At 67.8% G+C, this 19,267-nt stretch carries 17 protein-coding genes and 4 pseudogenes; 10 read left to right on the forward strand and 11 right to left on the reverse strand.

The window, feature by feature from the left end; all coding sequences use genetic code 11:
• Both ACF088_RS06115 and ACF088_RS06120 read left to right on the forward strand, forming a co-directional pair.
• Complete coding sequence (locus ACF088_RS06115) at positions 1-813, forward strand: GntR family transcriptional regulator (RefSeq protein ID WP_392374206.1); 813 nt, start codon at positions 1-3, stop codon at positions 811-813.
• 358 nt (positions 814-1,171) lie between these two features.
• On the forward strand, positions 1,172-1,942 hold the full coding sequence (locus tag ACF088_RS06120; RefSeq protein ID WP_392374207.1) for a glycosyltransferase family 2 protein: 771 nt from the start codon (positions 1,172-1,174) through the stop codon (positions 1,940-1,942).
• A 671-nt stretch (positions 1,943-2,613) separates the two neighbouring features.
• On the opposite strand, the gene ACF088_RS06125 is transcribed toward ACF088_RS06120, so the two are convergent.
• Both ACF088_RS06125 and ACF088_RS06130 read right to left on the reverse strand, forming a co-directional pair.
• Entirely contained in the window at positions 2,614-3,963 is a 1,350-nt protein-coding gene (locus ACF088_RS06125; RefSeq protein ID WP_392374208.1) for an alpha/beta fold hydrolase, read from the reverse strand.
• Positions 3,964-3,981: 18 nt separating this feature from the next.
• Positions 3,982-4,480 (reverse strand): annotated as a pseudogene (locus tag ACF088_RS06130) (transposase); the annotation flags it as partial.
• A 173-nt stretch (positions 4,481-4,653) separates the two neighbouring features.
• Here ACF088_RS06130 and ACF088_RS06135 point away from each other — a divergent pair.
• The gene (locus ACF088_RS06135; RefSeq protein ID WP_392374209.1) at positions 4,654-5,190 is read left to right on the forward strand and encodes a hypothetical protein; all 537 of its coding nucleotides are present in this window, start codon (positions 4,654-4,656) and stop codon (positions 5,188-5,190) included.
• A gap of 454 nt (positions 5,191-5,644) precedes the next feature.
• Here the strand turns inward: ACF088_RS06135 and ACF088_RS06140 are convergent, their stop codons facing one another.
• Entirely contained in the window at positions 5,645-5,863 is a 219-nt protein-coding gene (locus ACF088_RS06140; RefSeq protein ID WP_392374210.1) for an EF-hand domain-containing protein, read from the reverse strand.
• A gap of 422 nt (positions 5,864-6,285) precedes the next feature.
• Between ACF088_RS06140 and ACF088_RS06145 the strand changes: the two genes are divergently transcribed.
• Positions 6,286-6,525: a DUF6193 family natural product biosynthesis protein gene (locus ACF088_RS06145; protein ID WP_392374211.1), complete on the forward strand. Its 240-nt coding sequence runs from the start codon at positions 6,286-6,288 to the stop codon at positions 6,523-6,525.
• Positions 6,526-6,887: 362 nt separating this feature from the next.
• Positions 6,888-7,793, forward strand: a complete 906-nt coding sequence (locus ACF088_RS06150; protein ID WP_392374212.1) for a hypothetical protein — start codon at positions 6,888-6,890, stop codon at positions 7,791-7,793.
• Between the two features lie 1,091 nt (positions 7,794-8,884).
• On the opposite strand, the gene ACF088_RS06155 is transcribed toward ACF088_RS06150, so the two are convergent.
• Positions 8,885-9,265: a winged helix-turn-helix transcriptional regulator gene (locus ACF088_RS06155; protein ID WP_392374213.1), complete on the reverse strand. Its 381-nt coding sequence runs from the start codon at positions 9,263-9,265 to the stop codon at positions 8,885-8,887.
• Between the two features lie 162 nt (positions 9,266-9,427).
• On the opposite strand from ACF088_RS06155, the pseudogene ACF088_RS06160 reads away from it, so the two are divergent.
• A pseudogene (locus ACF088_RS06160) lies at positions 9,428-10,492 on the forward strand (MFS transporter); the annotation flags it as partial.
• Positions 10,493-10,734: 242 nt separating this feature from the next.
• On the opposite strand, the gene ACF088_RS06165 reads toward ACF088_RS06160, so the two are convergent.
• The 4 genes and pseudogenes from ACF088_RS06165 to ACF088_RS06180 all read right to left on the reverse strand — a co-directional run bounded on the left by ACF088_RS06165 (position 10,735) and on the right by ACF088_RS06180 (position 13,722).
• A complete protein-coding gene (locus ACF088_RS06165; RefSeq protein ID WP_392374214.1) occupies positions 10,735-11,718 on the reverse strand; it encodes a glycine betaine ABC transporter substrate-binding protein in 984 nt (327 codons plus the stop codon).
• Positions 11,718-11,843, reverse strand: a pseudogene (locus ACF088_RS06170) (ABC transporter permease); the annotation flags it as partial. The gene ACF088_RS06165 and the pseudogene ACF088_RS06170, both read right to left, overlap by 1 nt.
• Before the next feature lie 158 nt (positions 11,844-12,001).
• A pseudogene (locus tag ACF088_RS06175) lies at positions 12,002-12,461 on the reverse strand (ABC transporter permease); the annotation flags it as partial.
• A gap of 322 nt (positions 12,462-12,783) precedes the next feature.
• Positions 12,784-13,722 carry a GlxA family transcriptional regulator gene (locus ACF088_RS06180; protein WP_392374215.1) on the reverse strand — a complete coding sequence of 313 codons (939 nt, stop codon included), beginning with the start codon at positions 13,720-13,722 and terminating at the stop codon, positions 12,784-12,786.
• A gap of 197 nt (positions 13,723-13,919) precedes the next feature.
• Between ACF088_RS06180 and ACF088_RS06185 the strand changes: the two genes are divergently transcribed.
• The 4 genes from ACF088_RS06185 (at position 13,920) to ACF088_RS06200 (ending at position 15,764) form a co-directional block, all read left to right on the forward strand.
• A complete protein-coding gene (locus ACF088_RS06185; protein ID WP_392374216.1) occupies positions 13,920-14,609 on the forward strand; it encodes a DJ-1/PfpI family protein in 690 nt (229 codons plus the stop codon).
• Between the two features lie 71 nt (positions 14,610-14,680).
• Entirely contained in the window at positions 14,681-14,998 is a 318-nt protein-coding gene (locus ACF088_RS06190) for a hypothetical protein (protein WP_392374217.1), read from the forward strand.
• A complete protein-coding gene (locus ACF088_RS06195; RefSeq protein ID WP_392374218.1) occupies positions 14,995-15,465 on the forward strand; it encodes a hypothetical protein in 471 nt (156 codons plus the stop codon). The genes ACF088_RS06190 and ACF088_RS06195 overlap by 4 nt, the downstream gene beginning before the upstream one ends.
• Entirely contained in the window at positions 15,462-15,764 is a 303-nt protein-coding gene (locus tag ACF088_RS06200; RefSeq protein WP_392374219.1) for a DUF3817 domain-containing protein, read from the forward strand. Before ACF088_RS06195 ends, ACF088_RS06200 begins: the two co-directional genes overlap by 4 nt.
• Positions 15,765-16,115: 351 nt before the next feature.
• Here ACF088_RS06200 and ACF088_RS06205 read toward each other — a convergent pair whose 3' ends face one another.
• From ACF088_RS06205 to ACF088_RS06215, 3 genes are all read right to left on the reverse strand, one after another.
• Positions 16,116-16,274 carry a hypothetical protein gene (locus tag ACF088_RS06205; RefSeq protein ID WP_392374220.1) on the reverse strand — a complete coding sequence of 53 codons (159 nt, stop codon included), beginning with the start codon at positions 16,272-16,274 and terminating at the stop codon, positions 16,116-16,118.
• Between the two features lie 276 nt (positions 16,275-16,550).
• Positions 16,551-18,002 carry a purine-cytosine permease family protein gene (locus ACF088_RS06210; RefSeq protein WP_392374221.1) on the reverse strand — a complete coding sequence of 484 codons (1,452 nt, stop codon included), beginning with the start codon at positions 18,000-18,002 and terminating at the stop codon, positions 16,551-16,553.
• Entirely contained in the window at positions 17,999-19,189 is a 1,191-nt protein-coding gene (locus tag ACF088_RS06215; RefSeq protein ID WP_392374222.1) for a serine hydrolase domain-containing protein, read from the reverse strand. The genes ACF088_RS06210 and ACF088_RS06215 overlap by 4 nt, the downstream gene beginning before the upstream one ends.
• Positions 19,190-19,267 lie beyond the last annotated feature (78 nt).

Here is a 19,267-nt window from a genome sequence, read left to right on the forward strand (position 1 = left end):
ATGGCCAAGCCCGCGACGGGCGCCGTCGGCGGCGCACAGAAAGTTGTCGCCGCGCTCCTGGCGCAGATCGAGAGTGGAACCCTGCGTCCTGGCAACCAGCTGCCCACCATTGCCGCCTTGGCCGAGAAGTACGGCGTCAACAAAAACACCGCCAGCAAGGCTGTGGTGAGCCTGAAAGCGAAGGGTGTCCTGTCGGGACCGGCAGGCGGAAACACCTGGGTGCGCGTATCGCCTCCGCACAAAAAGCGCCAGAACACCCGCTATCATGCGGAGAAATCAGCAGTTCAGCTGCCGGAATCCGAGCGCTCGGTCGCGGGGGTGTCCGAGGCCGACTCGGGAATCTCCCTACAGGACCTCCATGAGGACCGTGCAGACTATGCGGTCATCGAGGCGCCCCCTGAGATTTACGATGCCCTGGCACTGCCCCCGGGAACGCGAGTTCTGCGCCGCACCTATACCAGGCGTCATGCCCAGAAGGCAGGCGCCGGCCGCTCGGTAAGCTACATCCCGTATGACCTGGTGAGTGGCAACCCAGACCTGCTGGATCCCACCCGCGAGCCCTGGCCCGGAGGGACGATGCACCAGCTCTACACCATTGGAGTGGAGCTGGACAGGATCGTAGATCATGTAACGGTGGGCATGCCCACATCTGAAGAAGCGCAGGCTTTTGATATTCCGCCGGGTGTACCACTCGTAAGAATCCGCAAGGTCAGCTATTCGACGGAAGATAGGCCCGTCGAGGTCACCGAGATCCCCATTCCCGCAGATCGTATCGAGCTGATCTACACCACACAGCTGGAGCGTTGGAGCTAATGCCTGTTATCAGTGTCCTGCCCCCCGTCCAGAACGGGGGGCAGGACTATCTCCTTGAGGCGTATGAGTCGTCGCTGTGTTCTCAGGCCGTGCCCTCGGGGTGGGAAGGGGTAAGGAATGTGCACGAGGCCGGGGGCGTGGCTCTCCTATTGCTCTGTGAGGCTGTCTCGCAGGGGTGGATGATCGATGAGCCTGGCGCCATCCACCGCAAGCACTCCCAGCAGCTGACTGCTCAGCCCGCGCACTGGGACCCGGCTGAGCGGACAACGCTGGACGAAGGACTTCTGCCCGGTTTGGCGGCTCTCCGCGGTCCAGGCCGGCCCTGGAGTCCGTCGCAGGGCTTTACAGGACGGCTCTCATGAATACGCTCATCTCGATCGTCACCCCGGTGCATGGTGAGGGGGCGCACTTTCTTTCGGATGCGTACGCGTCGCTACGTGCGCAAGAACTTCCTGACGGCTGGTCATGGGAGTGGTGTGTGCAGGAAGACGGAGCCGACGTCCATGCTTCGGCCCAGCTCCCGACGGACGATCCGCGCGTCCACATCTCAGCGTCTCGCCGTGGCGGCCCGCATGTGGCACGGACCATGGCGTTCGCCCGGTCAACTGGTGTGTACGTGAAGAACCTGGACGCTGACGACCAACTCACTCCCGGAACTCTTGCACGCGACATCGCCGTGTTGGAGAAGCATCCAGCGGTGGGGTGGGCCACGTCCCGAGCGATTGATCTCCTTGAGGACGGCAGCACCGTTTCCTTCGAACTCGGTGACCCGGAGCCCGGTCAGCTTCCACGGGGGAGCGCGTACGGGTTCTGGGCCGAACACCGTCGCCCCCCGATCCACCCCGCCACGCTGTGTGTCCGACGCCCCCTCCTGGCGCTGCTCGGCGGCTGGATGGCTCTGCCGGCTTCCGGTGACACGGGTCTTTTGCTCGGACTCGATGCTCTGGCAGACGGATGGTTCATCGGCGAGACCGGCCTCCTCTACCGGAAACACGGAGGTCAGATCACCACGCATCCTGATCACCAGGCCGGGCCGGAATGGGAAGCCCGGATGTCGTTGATCCAGGAGCACGCTGACGCCCTTCGAGCTTGGTCCGCCGTCACACCCGGCGCCGTTAGCGCTGACTAACCCGCCTCGTCGCTGAAGGCCATGCTCTGACCCCTACTTGGCGCCCGCGCAGAGACGGTCCAGCGCCGTACGTACCGGACTTCGTCAGGTCGGAGTGCAGCGGGAGTGGCCACTGGACATGCAAAAGGCTTGTGTGCGGCCTGACCTGACGCACCGGCGGCAGCCTGCAAAGGCTCTTCCGGTCCTCCCGGTCCTCCCGGTCCTCCCGGTTCTTCCGGCTCTTCCGGTTCTCCCGGCTCGTCGTGCGCTCGCGCACTTGCGGAGAAACAGAATGATCCCTGGCTGCGGATGTCTGTCGTTCTTTCTCTGACCAACATACCGACTGTGGCGTGAGTGCATCCTTTCGCTGATGTACTCACGGCACGGTTCCACCAATCGTCAGGGCGCAGCACGTTGAGGACCGTTCCGGCACCGGTCTGTACCCCCGCAGCCGCGAGGAGCGGCCAGAACCGGGAGGGGTCGCCGATCTTCACGCAGTTCCGTTCGTGGGCGAGTGCATAGGTCGCGAAGCTGCTCTGGCTGAAGAAATGCCCGTAGACCGCTGCACCCTTGCAGCGCCGCGGCGGCCGTCGCCTCCGCGAGTGGGCTGGCCGGATGGTTCGGCTCTCCTGGAAACCCCAGCGTGGTGGCCATGTGCCTGAGAAACTCCTCACAGAATGATCTGGACACACTCACGTAGGTCGCTCGGTTGAGCGGAGCGGACGCGGTGGGTGCGAGTGAGATGAGCCCCACGGGTGCTCGTCCATCAGAACGAGGAGATGTTCCAAGACGGCCCCGTTGCTGGTGCGTAGGCCGTCGTGTTGGTACTCATCGGTGAGCCACGGCTTGAGGCCGGGGATGATCTGGGCGGTGCCGAGCGACAGGTCTCGGTCGAGGTACATATCGTCGTGGTAGATGGCAGCGACGACGGGAACAGTATTGTCTCGCAGGCGATCGATGTCGTAGAGCGCAGGCCAGGCCGGGCGTTCGGCGATCAGGTGGGCAGCCTGGCGGAACGGGTGCAGCACCGGGTCGGTATCGAACATCCAGGGGTAGATCATTTCCCCGGTGAACAGAATGGGCGCGCCTGAATCGAGCGCGGCTACGGCGTCGAAGGCGGGGAACTCACCGCGGATGCGCTGAGCTGACCAGAGAGTGGCTTGCGTCCCCTGTGCGTAAGTGGCTTCGTGCAGCAGGTAGTACAGCGGTCCGCCGGCTACGTCGGCCAGTTCGCGGTCGACCTGGAACAAGAACGCATCTGACGGTTCGGTTCCGCCGGTGAAGGGGTCTTCGAGAAGATAGTGCAGGCGAAGGCTTCCATCGGTGCCGCCGAGTATGTTGCCCAGAGCCTGGAAGGTTTCGACGGTCAGCGGTCTGCCGCTCGGCAGGATCACCCGGTGGTCGCGCAGGTAGCGGGCGATGGCTCGGGCTTGGTCCACGTCGCTGGGAAACCGGTCGTAGTGGTCGGTGTTCTTGATGGTGACCCTGGGATACAAGGCACGGTAGACGTCATCCGCGGTCGCCCTCACGCCAGGAAGTCCTCCGGTGATGAACGCTTCGGCGAGCCCGTGCGGAGCCAAGGACAGGTAGGTGATCGTGCACAGGCCGCCGAAGCTCTGGCCCAGTACGCTCCAGGGCCGGTCCCCTATGAGAGTCCGGCGGATCATCTCGGCATCACGCACGATCGCGTCCGCGCGGAAGTGCGACAGGTACTCTGCCTGTGCGCCGGGATCCCGGATCTGAGCCAGAAGCCGGCGGTCGACGGGAGTGGAGCGGCCGGTGCCACGCTGATCCAACATGAGCACGCGGAAGTTCCGAAGGGCGTAGTTCAGCCAGCCTTCACCGCCCAACGGGCGAGGGCCGGCCGATCCGGGGCCGCCGCCCAGGAACAACAGCCAAGGGAGATCGCGGCCAGCCTGACCTGCGGCGTGTATCTCACGCGCATACACCTGGATCTGCCGGCTTGCGGGCCGCTGGTGGTCGAGGGGAACAGTAAAGGTGTGGTCGACGTGCACCATGCCGAATCGGTGGGACGTAGTCATGTCGTCATCCTTGGGCTTTCACGCCTCGGTAGGGCAATGATTTTTGAGGCGACGCCGGCAGATGAGGGCGCATCCGGGGGAGGAAGGCTTCATGGAGGTCGTCGCGTATCTCCCAGCGGATCCGCAGGCGCCGGAACCCGTGCAGGTGGGCGAACGCGCGCTCCACGATCCAGCGTTGGGTGTCCATATTTTTTGCCGGTTCCGTGCTCGGAGTCCCGGCGGGCGATCAGTGGCTTCACGCCGAGATCCCGGACCAGCCGACGGTACTTGTCGTGGTCTTACCCTCGGTCACCCGGTACCACGGCCGGGCGGCGCCGGGGCCGGCCTCGCTTGCCCCGCACCGGCGGAACCGCCTGAAGGAGCGGGATATCAACTGGGCGACGTCGTTGTGGTTGCCACCGGTCAGGGTGGCGGCGAACGGGATGCCAGTGGCGTCGGTTGTCAGGTGGTGCTTGCTCCCCGTCCTACCGCGGTCGACAGAGCTTCGTCCCGTCTTGGAGCGTCCTTTAATGCCGCGATCGCCCTCAGCCGGTCCATGTCGTCGGGCAGCGGGGACGGGCCGTTCGCAAGTTCGGTTTGAGGGAAGTGTTTTGGGAGCTCTCCATCGGGATCCACCAAACCCCGTCTGATCGGCGGTCTACCGTATGGATATGCCGCGCTGCCTGCCGTGGTCACATGAGGAGGAACTCTGTGTCATCGTCCTGCGATCCCCGGTACGCTCCCGCTGGCGATGTGGGTGCAGCGCTCATGGTGATCGACTCCCGGCTCAAGGCCATCTACGACGGCACGACCGGAACCGACCCCGAACAGCAACAGTTGATCGACCAGTTCACCGCGTCGTTGGGCCCCCGGGGAGCCAGTGACGTGTTGGACGGCGCGTGCACGCTGATCTTCATGTTCATGAAGTGGCTGCGGATGGCCTACGAGGACCACGACAAGGACGTCATCGAATGCGTGGTGCCCAACCTTGTGTCCACGATGCGCATGATGCCCAAGAGCGTCCGTCCTGAGGTCATCCCCACCATGGCCGGCCTGCTCGTGGCGGCAGGCACCGGCCTGAGCCCGAGCCTGTGGCGCAAGCAGTACGGCGACTGGACTGCGGACGAGATGAATCCCCTGGAAGCCACGGCCTTCCTGCTCGCGGAGCACATCAACCGGCTCGCCGACGACCGCGACTTCGCCTCCCGCATGATCGTCGATGCTCTGTCCAACTCGGGCCAGGACTGACCTGCAGCATCGTCGCGAGATCCTGCGGTGCCCGCAGCGTCGGTATGACCTGCCGGCGGGCGGGCCTACGGAGCCCTGGGGCTTGGCAGACTCCCGCTCAGGAGCGCGATCCACCCGGCTCCTCGATGAAGTCGCAGGTGCAGTGCAGTGCAGGTGCAAGTGCCGCCCTCGTACCGCGTCTTGTCGCACTCGTCGTGGCGCTCCCGCACCGCCAGGCGCCCCGGAAGCGCGGGCTGTGCGGGAGCGTCACCCGTGGGCCTGGTCGGGGCCGGGCCGGCGCGGTGTGGCGGGCTATGCCGATGCTGCTCCTGCCCAGTCGATGCCCAACCCGGCGAGGTGTCCCGCAGCTCGGGGCGAGCTCGTCCCGTGGCCTCTCATGAGTAGTCCACGATCCACGCGAGGAGGGGAAGGCGCGACGCCGCCTGTGCCCCGGTCACGTGGGGACCCGGCAGCGTCAGCCGTTCATGGCCGCCCAGAACTCCTCGAAGGACATCTGGCGATCGCCGTTGGTGTCGAGCGAGTCGATCAGCTCCTGGGCCTCCGACTCGCTGATCTCCGCGCCCTCCAGCTCCGCCACGACCTGCCGGTATTCGTCCGCGGTGACCAGGCCGTCCCCGTCGACGTCGTAGCGCTCGAAGACCTTCCGCGCCGCCGTCTCCATGATGTCTGCCATGTGCTCCAACCCTTCCGCGATCTTTACGACGAGCCCAGATTATCCGGCCGCGGTAGGCCTGACGGACCCGGTCCCCGCCGCCCTGCTCCTGCATCCTCCGAGCCGCCCGGGACCAGTCAAGCTTCCCCGCCTACTGCGACTCGGTCAGCGGCACCTGGTGGAGCCGGTCCCATACGCCGGCTTCGTTCCGGTCCCGTAGCCCACGTCAGCACGTCATCCGCGACCCGGTCGTACGACAGGGCACCGGTTCGCCGAATGCACCCGCGCCCAGCACGCCACCATCCACGCTCTCCGCGCCGCCGGGCACAGCAAGCGGTCCGTCGCCCGGCAGCTCGGGATGACCCTCAACGTGATCTTGCGGTTCTCCCGTGCCGCTACTGCGGAGGAGATGTTCATCGGGCAGTGGCAACAGCCGGGTTGGCATGTGGGAGCTGCCCTTCAGCCGGTGCACCGAGCATCCCTGCACGTGGGACGTGCCCTGCATCGCCCCACGACGGGGTGGGGGCTTCGTCGTGGCGGGGCCGTCCAGGGTGGAGTCCGTCGGTGAGGCCGACACCGCTGAGGCGGCCGTGGAGATGGTGGCGGACCGGCTGCCTCCGGGCTGCGGTCGAGCGGTTGTCGGCAACCGGCACGACCTGGCCGCTTTGACGCAGGACGGCTGACGATCGGGCCGCGAATTGCCGAGCGACAGTTTTCACGGAAGTTGAGCCGGAACCCGAGTTCGGGAGGCACTACGAGCTTCCTCACGGACCGAGTGTGGCCGTCAGTAAGCCGCTGGTCCGGGTCTTCGCACCGGCTTCGCCGGGATACGTCTCCACGACCCCGACCGCGTGCTGAAGGGCGGGGGCCGCGGCGTTCGGCCGTGCGGAGCGTGCCGCCGAGTCCGGCTTTGCGCTCTCGAATGGCGTAACCGTCGCTGGGCCCCGCTCACCATGATCAATAACCTGACGCCCGGCGCGTGACCTCGCGTCTGGCGGACAACAGAAGGCGAGCGACTCCCGTGAAACTCCCGATGTTTCAGCGCATGGCCAGGCTCACCGCGGCGACCGCGCTGCTGACGATGCTCGGCACCGTCCCGGCCGGGGCGGACGGCAAATGGCAGAAGGTCGGCGGCGACGCCCGCAGCGGTGTCAGCGGCCTCGCGTACGAGGGCCGTACCGGAGGCGGGACCGCAGTGCACGTGCTGGTCGTGCACGACAACAAGCGGTCTGGGCAGCAGCGTCTGTCCCGGATCACCCACCGGGAGGACGCCGACGGCATCTCCCCGATCACCTGGGACGGGCCGGAACCCGTCGACCTGGAGGCCATCGAAGCCATTCCTGGGATGCCGGGGGAGTACCTGGCGCTCACCGGCCGCGGCATCGTCTATCGCCTGAAGGTCACCAGCTCCACGGCGACGGTCGTCGACTACTCGCCGCTGCCGGCGATCGGCGGGGGTGACGACTTCGAGAGCTTCGTGCTCGTCGCCCAGAACGGGAAACTGGCCGCTCTGTGGGCGGACCGGGGTGCGGGCGCGGATCGTCCCGCCACGCTGTACGCGGCGCCCCTGACGTTCGCCCCCTGGGGACAGCCGCAGTTCGGGGCTGTGACCCGCCGGGCCTACCGGGCGGGGTACCCGACCGACGACGGCACGCGGCACATCTCCGACATCTCGGTGACCGGCTCCGGCCGGATCATCGTGAGTTCGGCGGCGGACGCTGGTGATGACGGCCCGTTCGACTCCGCGGTGAGCGACGCGGGCCGGGTGACCGTGTCGGCGGCGGGCCGGGTACGGGTCACGCTCGCGGCGTCCCCTACCGTGCTCGGGACGTTCCCGCAGTACAAGATCGAAGGGGTGGAATGTTTGCCTGGGTCCGCCGATGCCCTGCTGGGTACCGACGACGAGAACCTCGGCGGATATGTGCGATCCATGCCGTTCTGTGGCGCCTGACTCCGGCCGCCGTACGCAACTCGGCCCTTGAACGTGTGGACGCTGGTGGTTGATTCGGGGGCGGAACGCTTTTGGGGGGAACCGGAAGAGGCAACGTAGACCGTGCCCTGGCCTGAGTGCCGCGAGCGAAAGGCGCCTGACGGGTAAAAGCCCAGGTCAGGCGCCCTTTCGTGGGCTTCTAGAAGAAGCCCGGTTTCTTCGGGGAGTACGACACCAGCAAGTTCTTCGTCTGCTGGTGGTACAGCGATCAGAGTGGTGATGACCTGCGGGAATGGCTGCCGTCACGACCGTCGCCGAAGCGTTGGTCCGTGCGCGGTCCGGATCTTGGTGTCAGCTACCTGATTGCCGGACCGGGGCTGTTGGCAGCTACCAGGGCGACACCCACCAGGCGGCCGAGACAGGAGGAGCAGGAGCAGGAGCAGGAACAGGAACAGGAACAGGAACAGGAGCAGCGCAGCGTGGCGCTCCGCGGCAGGCTCGACCATGACGCCTACCGCGGTTCTTCGCGGTACCCGCCGCCGAGGCTCCAGGACCTGTTCTTCCGCTGGTGCGACGGAGAGGTCACCGCGTACGAGGACATCGCCGGGCACGGGCCTTGGGCGCGATCACCGCTGCGGCCAGCCATGTCCCCATGGCGTCAGGCCCTACTGGCTACAGGCGGCACCTTCGACGGTCCCGCCTACCAGAACGACATCGTCGCGCCCTGGCTCGGCGGAAAATCACCCTCCACCCCGACACCACCCACGTCTCTCTGCCTGCCGAACGCGTCTTGGTTCCCCAGTGGTCTCCGTAACTGTCGGCGTTCCTTCGGTGCGTTTTGGGTGCGGGCCTCGCTGATGTCGGCTTGTGGGGCGCCGCGGTGGACGCTGTGAGGTCCCCGGTCTCACGAAGCAGGTTGGGGCAGACCGAGTGACCCACAGGGCGTACGTCGTGACGGTCGGGTCAACAACTTGTGGGCTGGCCCGGTGCATGGGTCAACTCGTTGTGCGCGATAGATGTTTCGGGTTCGCGCAGCGTTGGGGATGTGCAAGGGCTTCGACTGCCAGTCGCTATCCGGGACCTGACGGATGACTCGCCTCCCCGGTGGAGGCTCAGGTTTCGGCCGCCGCCTGGTCGTCGTCCCGCACCTGGGCCTTCTGATGCTGGCGGTACCAGCTGCCCCAGGCGTCGAGCTCACCGATGATGCCCCGCAGACTCTCGCCGGCCTCCGTGAGCGCGTACTCCACTCTCGGCGGCACTTCCGGGTAGACCGTGCGCGATACGAGACCGTCATTCTCCAGCTCCCGAAGCTGCCGGGTGAGCATCCGCTGGGTGATGGTGGACACGGCCTGTTTGAGTTCGCCGAACCGGTGCGTGCCCAACAGGAGGTACCTGATGATCAGTAGCTTCCATTTTCCGCCGACGACCGACAGCACCACCTCGGTGTTGCGCCACTCGGCCATCACGTCCACCCGCTCGCGCTCTCGCCTCATGATCGTCACTGAAACCAGGTATACCGAGTGACACTATGCGGCGGGAGAGGCGCCGAGGCACATCAAAGACCGTACTTGTGGCAGGAGATTCCTGCTGCACAGAGTGGTGGGGTGCTGACGGAGACCAAACAGACGGCCCCTCACCGCTGGGCGGCGCTGGGCGTGTTGTGCGCCAGCCTGCTCATGGTCGGGATGGATCTGACGGTGTTGCACGTGGCGGTGCCGACGATCAGCAGAGAGCTCTTGCCGAGCGGCTCCGGGCTCCTCTGGATCGTCGACAGCTATGCGCTCACCGTGGCCGCCGGCCTGATCACCTGCGGGACACTCGGGGACCGGTTCGGGCGCAAGCGGATGCTGATGGCCGGCTTTGTGGTCTTCGGGCTCGCATCGGCAGCTGCGGCACTGTCACTCTCTCCGGGGCAGTTGATCGCCGCTCGGGCGGCGCTCGGGGTCGGGGGCGCGATGATCATGGCCAGTACGCCCGCCATCATCAAGGCCGTATTCCCCGACGACCGGGAGCGGTCGGTGGCGATCGGCCTGTGGACCGCGGCGAACAGCGTGGGAGTCTCCGTGGGGCCGCTTCTGGGCGGTCAGCTGATCGAGCACTTCTGGTGGGGGTCGGTGTTCCTGGTCAATGTGCCGATCGTGGTGCTCGCCGTGGTCGGCGGTGCCCTGCTGGTGCCCGAGTCGCGCAACACCCGGCCGGACCGGTGGGATGCGGTCAGCGCCGGAATGTCGGCCGTGGGGCTCGGCACCGTCGTGTACGCCTTCCAGCAGCTGGGCGAGCACGACGGATCTCAGCCGGTGGTCTGGGGCACCGCGATCCTCGGCGTGGTGCTACTGATCGGCTTCGTCGTCCGGCAGCGCCGGATCCGCCACCCGCTGCTGGACGCCGCACAGTTCGCCGACCGCCGGTTCTCCCTTTCCGCCTTGTGCATCCCGGGGTGTTACGGCGCGTACACCGCGCTGCTCTTCCTGCTCACCCAACGCTTCCCACTGCTCGAAGACTATTCACCGTTGGGCGCCGGCCTGGCTCTGGTTCCCTTGGCACTGGCCAACGCCGTCGGCGCGGCTGTGGCGCCGCGCTTCGCCGCTCGATGGGGACGCCGGCCGGGCCTGTCCGGCGGTCTGTTGCTGTGGGCGCCGGCACTGGCCGCGTTCGCGCTGTTCGGTGCCACGGGGAACTATGCGGCCCTGGTGGCCGCGGGGCTCGGTTCCGGAGCGGTCATGACGCTCCCGCCCGGCGTTCTTCGGCAAGTGCGACCCCAATCGGGATCATTCCTCGTTCGACAAGTCACCCCGCCCCACGCGGAGCGAAACGATCAGGAGGTTCGGCAGTCACGCAACCCATCGGACAGGCCCTGGCCCGCGCCGTTCGGATCACGGTCCCGGCCCTCCGGACGGCAGCGTCTACGCGAGCGGCAGGGCGCTCTCCTCCTGCTCGCCGGACGCTCGTGCGAATCCGTCTGTCAGCCTTCCCGGATGAAGCCCTCCCGCACCAGCCAGTCCTTCGCCACCTCGTGCGGGTCCTCCCCGTCCACGTCCACCCGCGCGTTCAGCCGCTGGGCCTCCGCGCCCGTCAGCCGCTTGGTGATCGGGGCGAGGAGGTCGGCGATGGCGGGGTACTTCCTCAGTGTGGCGCTGTTCATTTCGGGTGCCGCGTTGTAGTTGGGGAAGAAGTGCCGGTCGTCCTCCAGCACCTTCAGCTTGAGTTCGGGAATGCGGCCGTCGGTGGTGGCCGCCACGCCGAGGGCGCAGGCCGTGCCCTCGGCGACCTGGGTGTAGACGACGCCGTCGTCCATCTTTTTGAAGTTCCCGCGCCGGAGGGCAAATCCGTACGTCTTCGCCACGCCCGGCAGGCCGTCCTCGCGCACCGAGAACTCGCTTCCGCCGCAGAGCGTCGCCGCGCCCGGGTCCTTCCTCGTCAGACGTGCCACGTCGGAGAGTGTGCGCAGCCGGTACTTCCGCGCATTCGCCTGGTTGGCGACCAGCGCGTAGGTGTTGTTGAGGGGGGCGGCGGGCAGCCAGGTGACGCCGTTGCGGCGGTCCTCCTCGCGTACGGCCTTCCACTGCCCGTACGGGTCGACGACCCGTTTGGTGTGGCCGAGGTAGGTGATCCAGGCCGTGCCGGTGTACTCGTACATCCCGTCCGCCGCACCGGACTTGACCGCCTCGCGGGCACCGATCGAGCCCTGGATGTTCGTCCGGTCCAGGACTTCCGCGCCGGCCGCTTTGAAGACCAGCCCCATGATCTGGCCCAGGATGATCTGCTCGGTGAACTCCTTTGAGGTCACGGTCAGTTGGGCGCCCTCCAGCGGTCGCCCCTTCCCGATGGAGCCGGGCTGCACCGAGTCGGCCAGCGGGCTGCCGCTGGTCAGCCCGCAGCCGCTCAGCCCTGCGGCGGCGAGCAGCAGGGCGCCCGCGACGGCCGTCCGTACCTGGGCCAGGCGCATCAGTCCACCTCCAGGCCGCGTGGGCGGAGCAGCAACTCGGCGAGCGTCCCCAGCCAGTCCATGATCAGCGCCATGGCGACCGCCAGTACGGAGCCGAGCACCAGCACCGGCATGCGCTGGTTGGTGGTGACCCGGTGCCGCACCTTCGCGGGGGGCCGGCCGGCCGGCCGTCTTCGGTACGAGCCCGATGTTCTCGGTGACGGTCCGCCCGGCGGATCGGGCGGATCCGCCGGGGCCCGCGGCGCCGGACGCCGGGGAGGTCGGTTCGACGATTTCGGCAGAGTCAGCCACGGATCCCCCGTGAGATGGTGAGCCGTCCGATCAGCACGTACCCGGCGCCGAACGGCAGGGCTGGGACGACGATTCCGAGCGTCCCCGAGAGTACTTCGTTGAGCGTGTTCGCACACTGCCCAGGCTGGAGATCCCGCGGAAGATCTGGTTGCCGAGCCCGGGTCCTGAGGCAAAGGCCGCGATCGCCGCGATACCCATCAGCATCTGGGCCGACACCCGGACACCGGTGCGGATCGGCGGCCGGGCGAGGGGCAGTTCGGCCCTGAGCAGCCCGGGCGAACGTGACATCCCTATACCGTTGGCGGCCTCGACGAGGGCGGGGGCGACTCGCGCAACCCGACGACCGCGTTACGGACCACCGGCGGCAGTCCGTACAGCGTCAGCGCGTTGACGGCCGGCGTGACGCCGAGGCCGACGACCGGGACGAGCAGGCCGAGGAGAGCCCCGTTCGGTCAGGCGGCGGGTGAACACCTCGTACACCGGCCGTTCGACCAGCACGCGTGAACTCACAGCCCAGTGCTCACTGTTGGGGGATGAGACGTCGAACACGACCGAGTCGAGGGCGGCGTCCAGGTCGGCGTCGTACTCGGCGACGGTGCGCAGCTTGTACTCCGGGGAGAAACGGCGGCGGGCCGCTCTCGGCGCCGGGGGCCTCAGACTCGGCTATCGGGCCGTTCGTGCTGGTCATACGGGGGGGATCCGGTCTCGCACGGGAAGGACAACCCGGCATACCGGGTGTCTCACTGCAGACTGGCGGGGAGGGTGGCGGTGAGCTTAGCTGAACGTGCGTCGGTAGGTCTGCGGGCTGACGCCGGTCGTGCGTTTGAAGCGGTCGCGGAAGGTGGTGGGGGAGCCGAAGCCGACCTGGCTGCCGATGCGTTCCACGGAGTGCTCCGTGGTTTCGAGCAGGTGCTGTGCCTGGCGGATGCGGGCTCGGTGGAGCCACTGGAGCGGGGTGGTGCCGGTCTGGTCGCGGAACCGCCGGATCAGGGTCCGGGTGCTCGTCCCGGCCTGCTCAGCGATGTCGGCAAGGATGAGGTCGCGGGCCAGATTTTCCCGCAGCCACGTGAGCAATGCTTCCAGCTCGGAGCCCTGCGGTGTGGGTGTGTGGTCGCAGACGATGAACTGCGCCTGTCCGCCCTCCCGTTCGAGAGGCATCACCGACAGCCGGGCGGCGTCGGCGGCGACGGCCGAGCCGTAGTCACGGCGGATCATGTGCAGGCACAGGTCCATGCCCGCGGCCGCGCCGGCCGAGGTGAGGAACTGGCCGTTGTCGACATAGAGGACGTTCGGGTCGACGTCGATGTCCGGGTGGGTGTCTGCCAGAAGCCCGGCCGCATGCCAGTGGGTCGTGACGCGCAGTCCGTCAAGGAGCCCGGTGGCGGCCAGCGGGAAAGTGCCTACGCAGATGGAGGCGATCCGCGTGCCGCCGGCAGCGGCCGACCGCAGCGCGTCGCGCACGGGGGAGGGGAGTGGGGCTGTGGGGTCGGTGACACCCGGCACGATGATCGTGTCCGCGTCCTGGAGGCCCTCCAGACCCCAGGGGGCGCGCAGGGTGAAGGCTCCGGCGTCGATCTCGTCGCGCTCGGCGCACACCCGGATCTGGTAGCCGGGCCGCCCGTCGGGCAGACGGGTCCGGGAGAAGACCTCGATCGGGGCGGACAGATCGAACGGGATCACCTGATCCAGCGCGAGAACGGCAACGGTGTGCATGGCCGGAACGTATCTCCTCATCGGCTTGATGACTCCGGACCGATATCCGGGCAGCTTCATGTCACCGCTGTTCTCAGCATTCCGGAAGCCCTTGGCACTATCCCGTTGAATCCTGTCACTCGTGCCACTGGGCGATCATGGCGACTGCCGGTTGACTTCGGAACGTCCGAGAGAAAACGACGCCCGAAGGAACACTCATGCACATCCAGGTTGTCCTGTTCGATGGGTTCGACCCGCTCGATGTCATCGCCCCCTTCGAGGTCCTGAACGCCGGTGGCTCGGCGTCGGACGGTGCGGTGACCGTCGAGCTGGTCTCCGCGGAGGGCCCGCGCGAGGTGATCAGCGGCGCTGGAGGGCTGACACTGCGCGCCACCGGCGCCCTCGACCTGGAGCGCGCGGACTTGCTCCTGGTGCCCGGTGCCGCCGGCCGAGTCGGCGAACCCGGCGAGGTTCCGGAAGCAGAGGTGGGCGCCGGCGAGTGGAAGCAGGACGAGTTCATCCCGGTGCTGCTGGGCCGCACGCTGACCACCGAGCTGCCGGCACTCCTCAAGCAGGCAATGGACGACCCGGACATCACGGTCGCCACCGTCTGCGGCGGCTCGCTCATTCTGGCCATGGCCGGTCTGCTGGAGGGACGCCACGCCACCACCCACCACATGGGCCTCGACATGCTGGACGCCACCGGCGCCCACCCGGTCCGCGCCCGCGTCGTGGACGACGGTGACCTGATCACCGGCGCCGGCGTCACCTCCGGGCTCGATCTGGGCCTGTACCTGCTGGAGCGCGAGGTGGGCCCCCGCGTCGCGCACGCCGTCGAAGAGCTCTTCTCCCACGAGCGGCGCGGCACCGTCTGGCGCGCCCAGGGCCCGACGCCCGCCACCCTCTGAACACTCGGCCCGCGCCCTTCGCGGGCCAGTCGCTCACCCTCCCCCCTTGCACAGTCAGGAAGAACATCAGCATGTCCGTCGAAGGCACCTGGAACCTGTCCGTCTCCACCCCCATCGGCAAGATGAAGGCCGTCGTCGAACTCCGTGAGCAGGACGGCGTCCTGACCGGCGTCGCCCACGGATCCGGCGAGGAAGTACCGCTGAACGACGTCGCCCTCGACGGCGACCGGCTCACCTGGAAACAGGCCGTCACCAAGCCCATGCGGCTGAACCTGGCGTTCGACGTGACGGTCGACGGCGACACGCTCCAGGGGACCTCCAAGGCCGGCCACCTTCCGTCCTCGAAGGTCACGGGCGAGCGCCGGACCTCTCCGGAGTACCAGGCGTGACCAAGCTCCTCCTGTCGCTGCATGTCCTGGCCGCCATCGTCGCCGTCGGCCCGGTCACCGTCGCCGCGAGCATGTTCCCCGCGACGCTGCGCCGCGCCCTCGGCGACTCCGGCGACGGCGACGCCCAGACGACCCTGCGGACGCTGCACCGCATCTGCCGGGTCTACGCGGGCATGGGCATGGCGGTTCCCCTCTTCGGCTTCGCCACGGCCGGCAGTCTCGGTGTCCTCGGCGACGCCTGGCTGATCACCTCGATCCTGCTGACCGCGGCGGCCGTCGGTGTACTGGCCCTGCTGATCCTGCCGGCACAGGACCGTGCTCTGGCCGAGACGACGAGTTCCGCCTCGCCGTCACCAACCCCGTTGGCACCGGGTCGTCTCGCCATGTTCACCGGCATCTTCAACCTGCTCTGGGCCACCGTCACCGTACTGATGATCATCCGTCCCGGCTCCACCACGGGAGTGTGACCGTGCACCTGCGGTCTCCGCGCCATCTGCGCATCGCGGCCCACGCCGAGCTGGTCTCGCTGATCGTGATGCTGGCCAATGTGTCCACCGTCCACCTCAAGCCCATCTCGTCCTTGATGGGCCCCACCCACGGCTGCGCCTACCTGTTCGTCGTGATCGGGACCTGCCGGTGCACACCGGCCCCGGCCGCCGCCAAGCTCCTGGCCGTCGTTCCGGGCATCGGCGGGCTGCTCGCACTGCGACAGCTCGACCGCGTCTATGCGGCCCGCCCCCGGACGGAACAGGCCATCCCGTCATGAACCTTGTGCCGCCGATGATCGTCGGCATCAGCTACCCCGCCGGGGCCCTGAAACGCCGCCTCCCGCGTCGTCTAACGGATCATGAAGGGAGACCATCGCGGCCGTATCGCAACCGCAGCCGTGACACACAGGCGCCCATCAGCGGTCAGGCCGTCGTGAGACACCGGGCGGCCAGGTTGGGGAGCCACCGAGGGCGGCCCTACGAAAACCATACCCGGCGTCTGTGGGCCTCCAGCCCCTACAAGTGGCCTTGACCAACCCGGTCAAGTAGGCAGGGCGGTCTTGGCGAAGGGCTCACAGCGGAAGGGGCGGTGCAATCACCCGCAGCGAGCGTATGTCGGAGAGCGAAGATCACTCCTGCCGGTCCCGTTCCGCAGCTCGTTCGCGGTAGTACGTGCGCCAGATCAACCGGTGCACCTGCGTCCACCTCGTCAGCGTCAGCGTCAGCGTCATCGTGTTCGCGGGCCGCGCACCGCGGGCGGGCTCTGAACGTTCTCCGAAGTCAAGCACGTCGGGATCCACCAGTGGGAATTCGAGGCCGCCGCCGTCTGGGAATTCGAGGCCGTCGCCGTCGGAATGACCCGCGGCGAGGTCGAAAGGGGGGTCGGCGCAGGCGCCGGCGGCACCGTCCGCAAGGCCTCCAAAGCGAGGAGCCGCCGCGGCCTGAAGGCTCCGATGCATCTACGAAGTCGCGCTGCTCGACAAACCGCCCGTCGGCCGGAGTCCGACGCACTCGGAGATGATCACGGAAAGACGGCGATCAGCTCGTGTCAGCAAAGACGGCGATCAGGTCCTGTCAGCAGATCTGTGGTCGCCACGCACCGGATCGGCCGGGCCGGGGAGGGCGGACGCCTCCGAGGGGCGCGCTACCGGTCCGGGCCGGCGGTCCCTGATCAGCTTGGCGCAGACGTAATATCCCATTCCGCCCACAACGAGCCCGGCGAGCCAGGACAGGTCGGCGCCGCCGAGGAAACCCACCAGGGGGCCGACGTACCTGCCGCTGTTGATGAACAGCAGTTCGGCACCGATCGACACGAGGTAGATGAGCACAGCCCACCAGTTGCAGGTCCCGTAGCGGCCGTCCTTCGTCAGCAGCGCGGGAATGTCGTAGTGGCCCCGGCGAACGACGTAGTAGTCGACGAGGTTGATCGCGGACCACGGCACCAGTAGAGCCAGCACGAACAGGGTGATGTTCTGGAACGTCGCCAGCAGGCTGCCCCCGGCCAGGGCGGCGAGCACGCTCGCGACCGTCGCGAAGCAGGTCACGAAGATCGCGCGTGCCGCGGCGGTCGAGCGCACCCGGCCGTCCGCGGATACCGCGCTGAGCACGGTGAGGAAGGCGCCGTACGGGCCCTCCGCGCCGGCCGGAACCAAGCCGAGCAGCAGCGCCGCGACCAGCAGCCCGCTGACCGACGGAAAGCGGCCGGCCAGGAACCCGATCGCGTCGGAGTTCACCGCGGCACTGTTGACGGCCGCGGCCATGGCTCCGATGATCATGGTGCCCGCGCCGCCTACGGCCGAACCGAGGTAGGTGTAGGTGAACGTCACCCTGGCCGGCGTGTCCTCGGGTAGGTAGCGGGAGTAGTCGGACACGTAGGGAGCCCAGGTGACCTGCCAGGCCACGCACACCGACATCGCCGAGACGACGGCGCCGACGGAGTGCGTGGTCGCATCGGACGGGTGGCTGGGCAGATGCGGGACAAGCCATACGAACAAGGCGAGAAACGCCACGCCCGAGATCACCGCGACGATCCGGCCGGCGGCGTGGATCAGCCGGTATCCCACCAGGGGGATCAACAGCAGCACCAGGTTGAAGACCACGATGCCTGCGATCTTGGGCACATGGGCCGATGTCGCGATCGCCTGTCCGGCGACGAGGCCGCCCTCGACGGCGAAGCCGAGATACATCAACACGACCATGGCGGAGGGCAGCACCGCGCCGTAGAAGCCGAACTGGGCGCGGCTCTGCACCATTTGTGGAAGACCGAGTTGGGGCCCCTGCGCGGAGTGGTAGGCCATGAACAGCCCACCGACCAGGTTCCCCACCACGATGCTGATGATCGCCCAGGTCAGATCGAGTCCCATCCCGATGGTCACCGCACCGGTGATCATGGTGTTGATCTGCACGTTGGTGGAGAACCACAGGGCGAGCTGGTGCCACGGCTTGCCGTGACGCTCCGCGGCCGGAATGTGGTCGATCGTTCGCCGCTCCAGCGCGAACGGCGTCTGCCGCTTCATCGTGCCTCCCGGACGCCGTGCCCGGTCCCGACGGCCGCGGCGATCGAGGCCAGCGCCGCGGCGTGCTCGGCACGGGCGTCCCGGGGGTGCGGGAGGCTGGAAAACTTCACGATGACGACGTCTCGTTCCGGATCGAGCCAGAGGTACTGGCCGAAGATGCCGATCCCGAAGAGTGTGCCCGCCGAGTCGCCGGGGATCCACCACTGGTTGCAGTATGTGCCGTTGGGGTGGATCGACCCGAGGTCGCGGTCGGGCAGCACCGCCGCCTGGCCGCCCCGGCGCGTGGCGTGGATCCACTCCTCGGGAATGACCTGATGGCCGTCGGCCGTGCCGCCGTCCAGAACGCACCGCCCGAACCGGGCGAGATCGCGGGCGGTGGCGCCGATTCCGGCGCAGGCGTACGGGGCGCCCGCCGGATCCAAGGTCACCACGGCGTCGTGCTCGGCACCGATACGGGACCAGACCCGTTCGCCGATCACGTCCGGATAAGGCTGTCCCGCGGCGCGCTCCAACACCCAGGCGAGCACGTCGGTGGTCGCCGAGCAGTACTGGAAGCGCCGCCCGTGCGGGCCGTCGGGCTTCAGGCCGGTCAGAAAGGCCCGCACACCGTCCGGGTCCCCGTCGTGCTTGGGCCGCCAGCCCGCCGCCCGGTCACCGGTCTGCACCTGCGACTGCGGATCGTCGTAATCCTGCCGAAACCGCAGCGCCGCGGTCATGTCCAGCACCTCGCGCACCGTCGCTGTCCCGTACGCCGACGACGCGAGTTCCGGAACGTATGCCTCCACCGTGGCCGATACCTCCAGCACCCCGTCGGCCACCAGACATCCCGCGGCCATGCCGGCGATCGACTTGGAGATCGACATCAGCGCGTGCCGACGGTCCGGCGCCGCCTCGCCGTAGTAGCGCTCGAACAGCATCTCTTCGCCGCGCAGCACGACGATCGCATCGGTCGCCGTCCGGGCGAGGAACTCCGCCACCGTCGAGGAGCCTTCGGCCGTCGTGATCACCGCTTCGTCCAGCTCCGTCCCGGCCGCGGCGAACCGACGGTGGCCGGTCCGGCCGCGCCGGATCACCGCGGTACCGAGCAGCCGTTCCACATGATTGAACGCCCAGCGGTTGGCCGGCGGTTCGAGCCAGTTTTCGGGCGTGGCCGGGCTTTCGAAGGGTGGCTGAATCGATGCGCTCATGGGTGCGGATCGCCTGGTCTGGATGCCGTGTGTGGGGGGGACCACAGCGTCGCGAACCCGAACCATGCTGTCCAATAC

The organism is Streptomyces sp. NPDC015125, from assembly GCF_043080045.1.
In the GTDB taxonomy this organism is placed as follows: Bacteria; Actinomycetota; Actinomycetes; order Streptomycetales; family Streptomycetaceae; genus Streptomyces.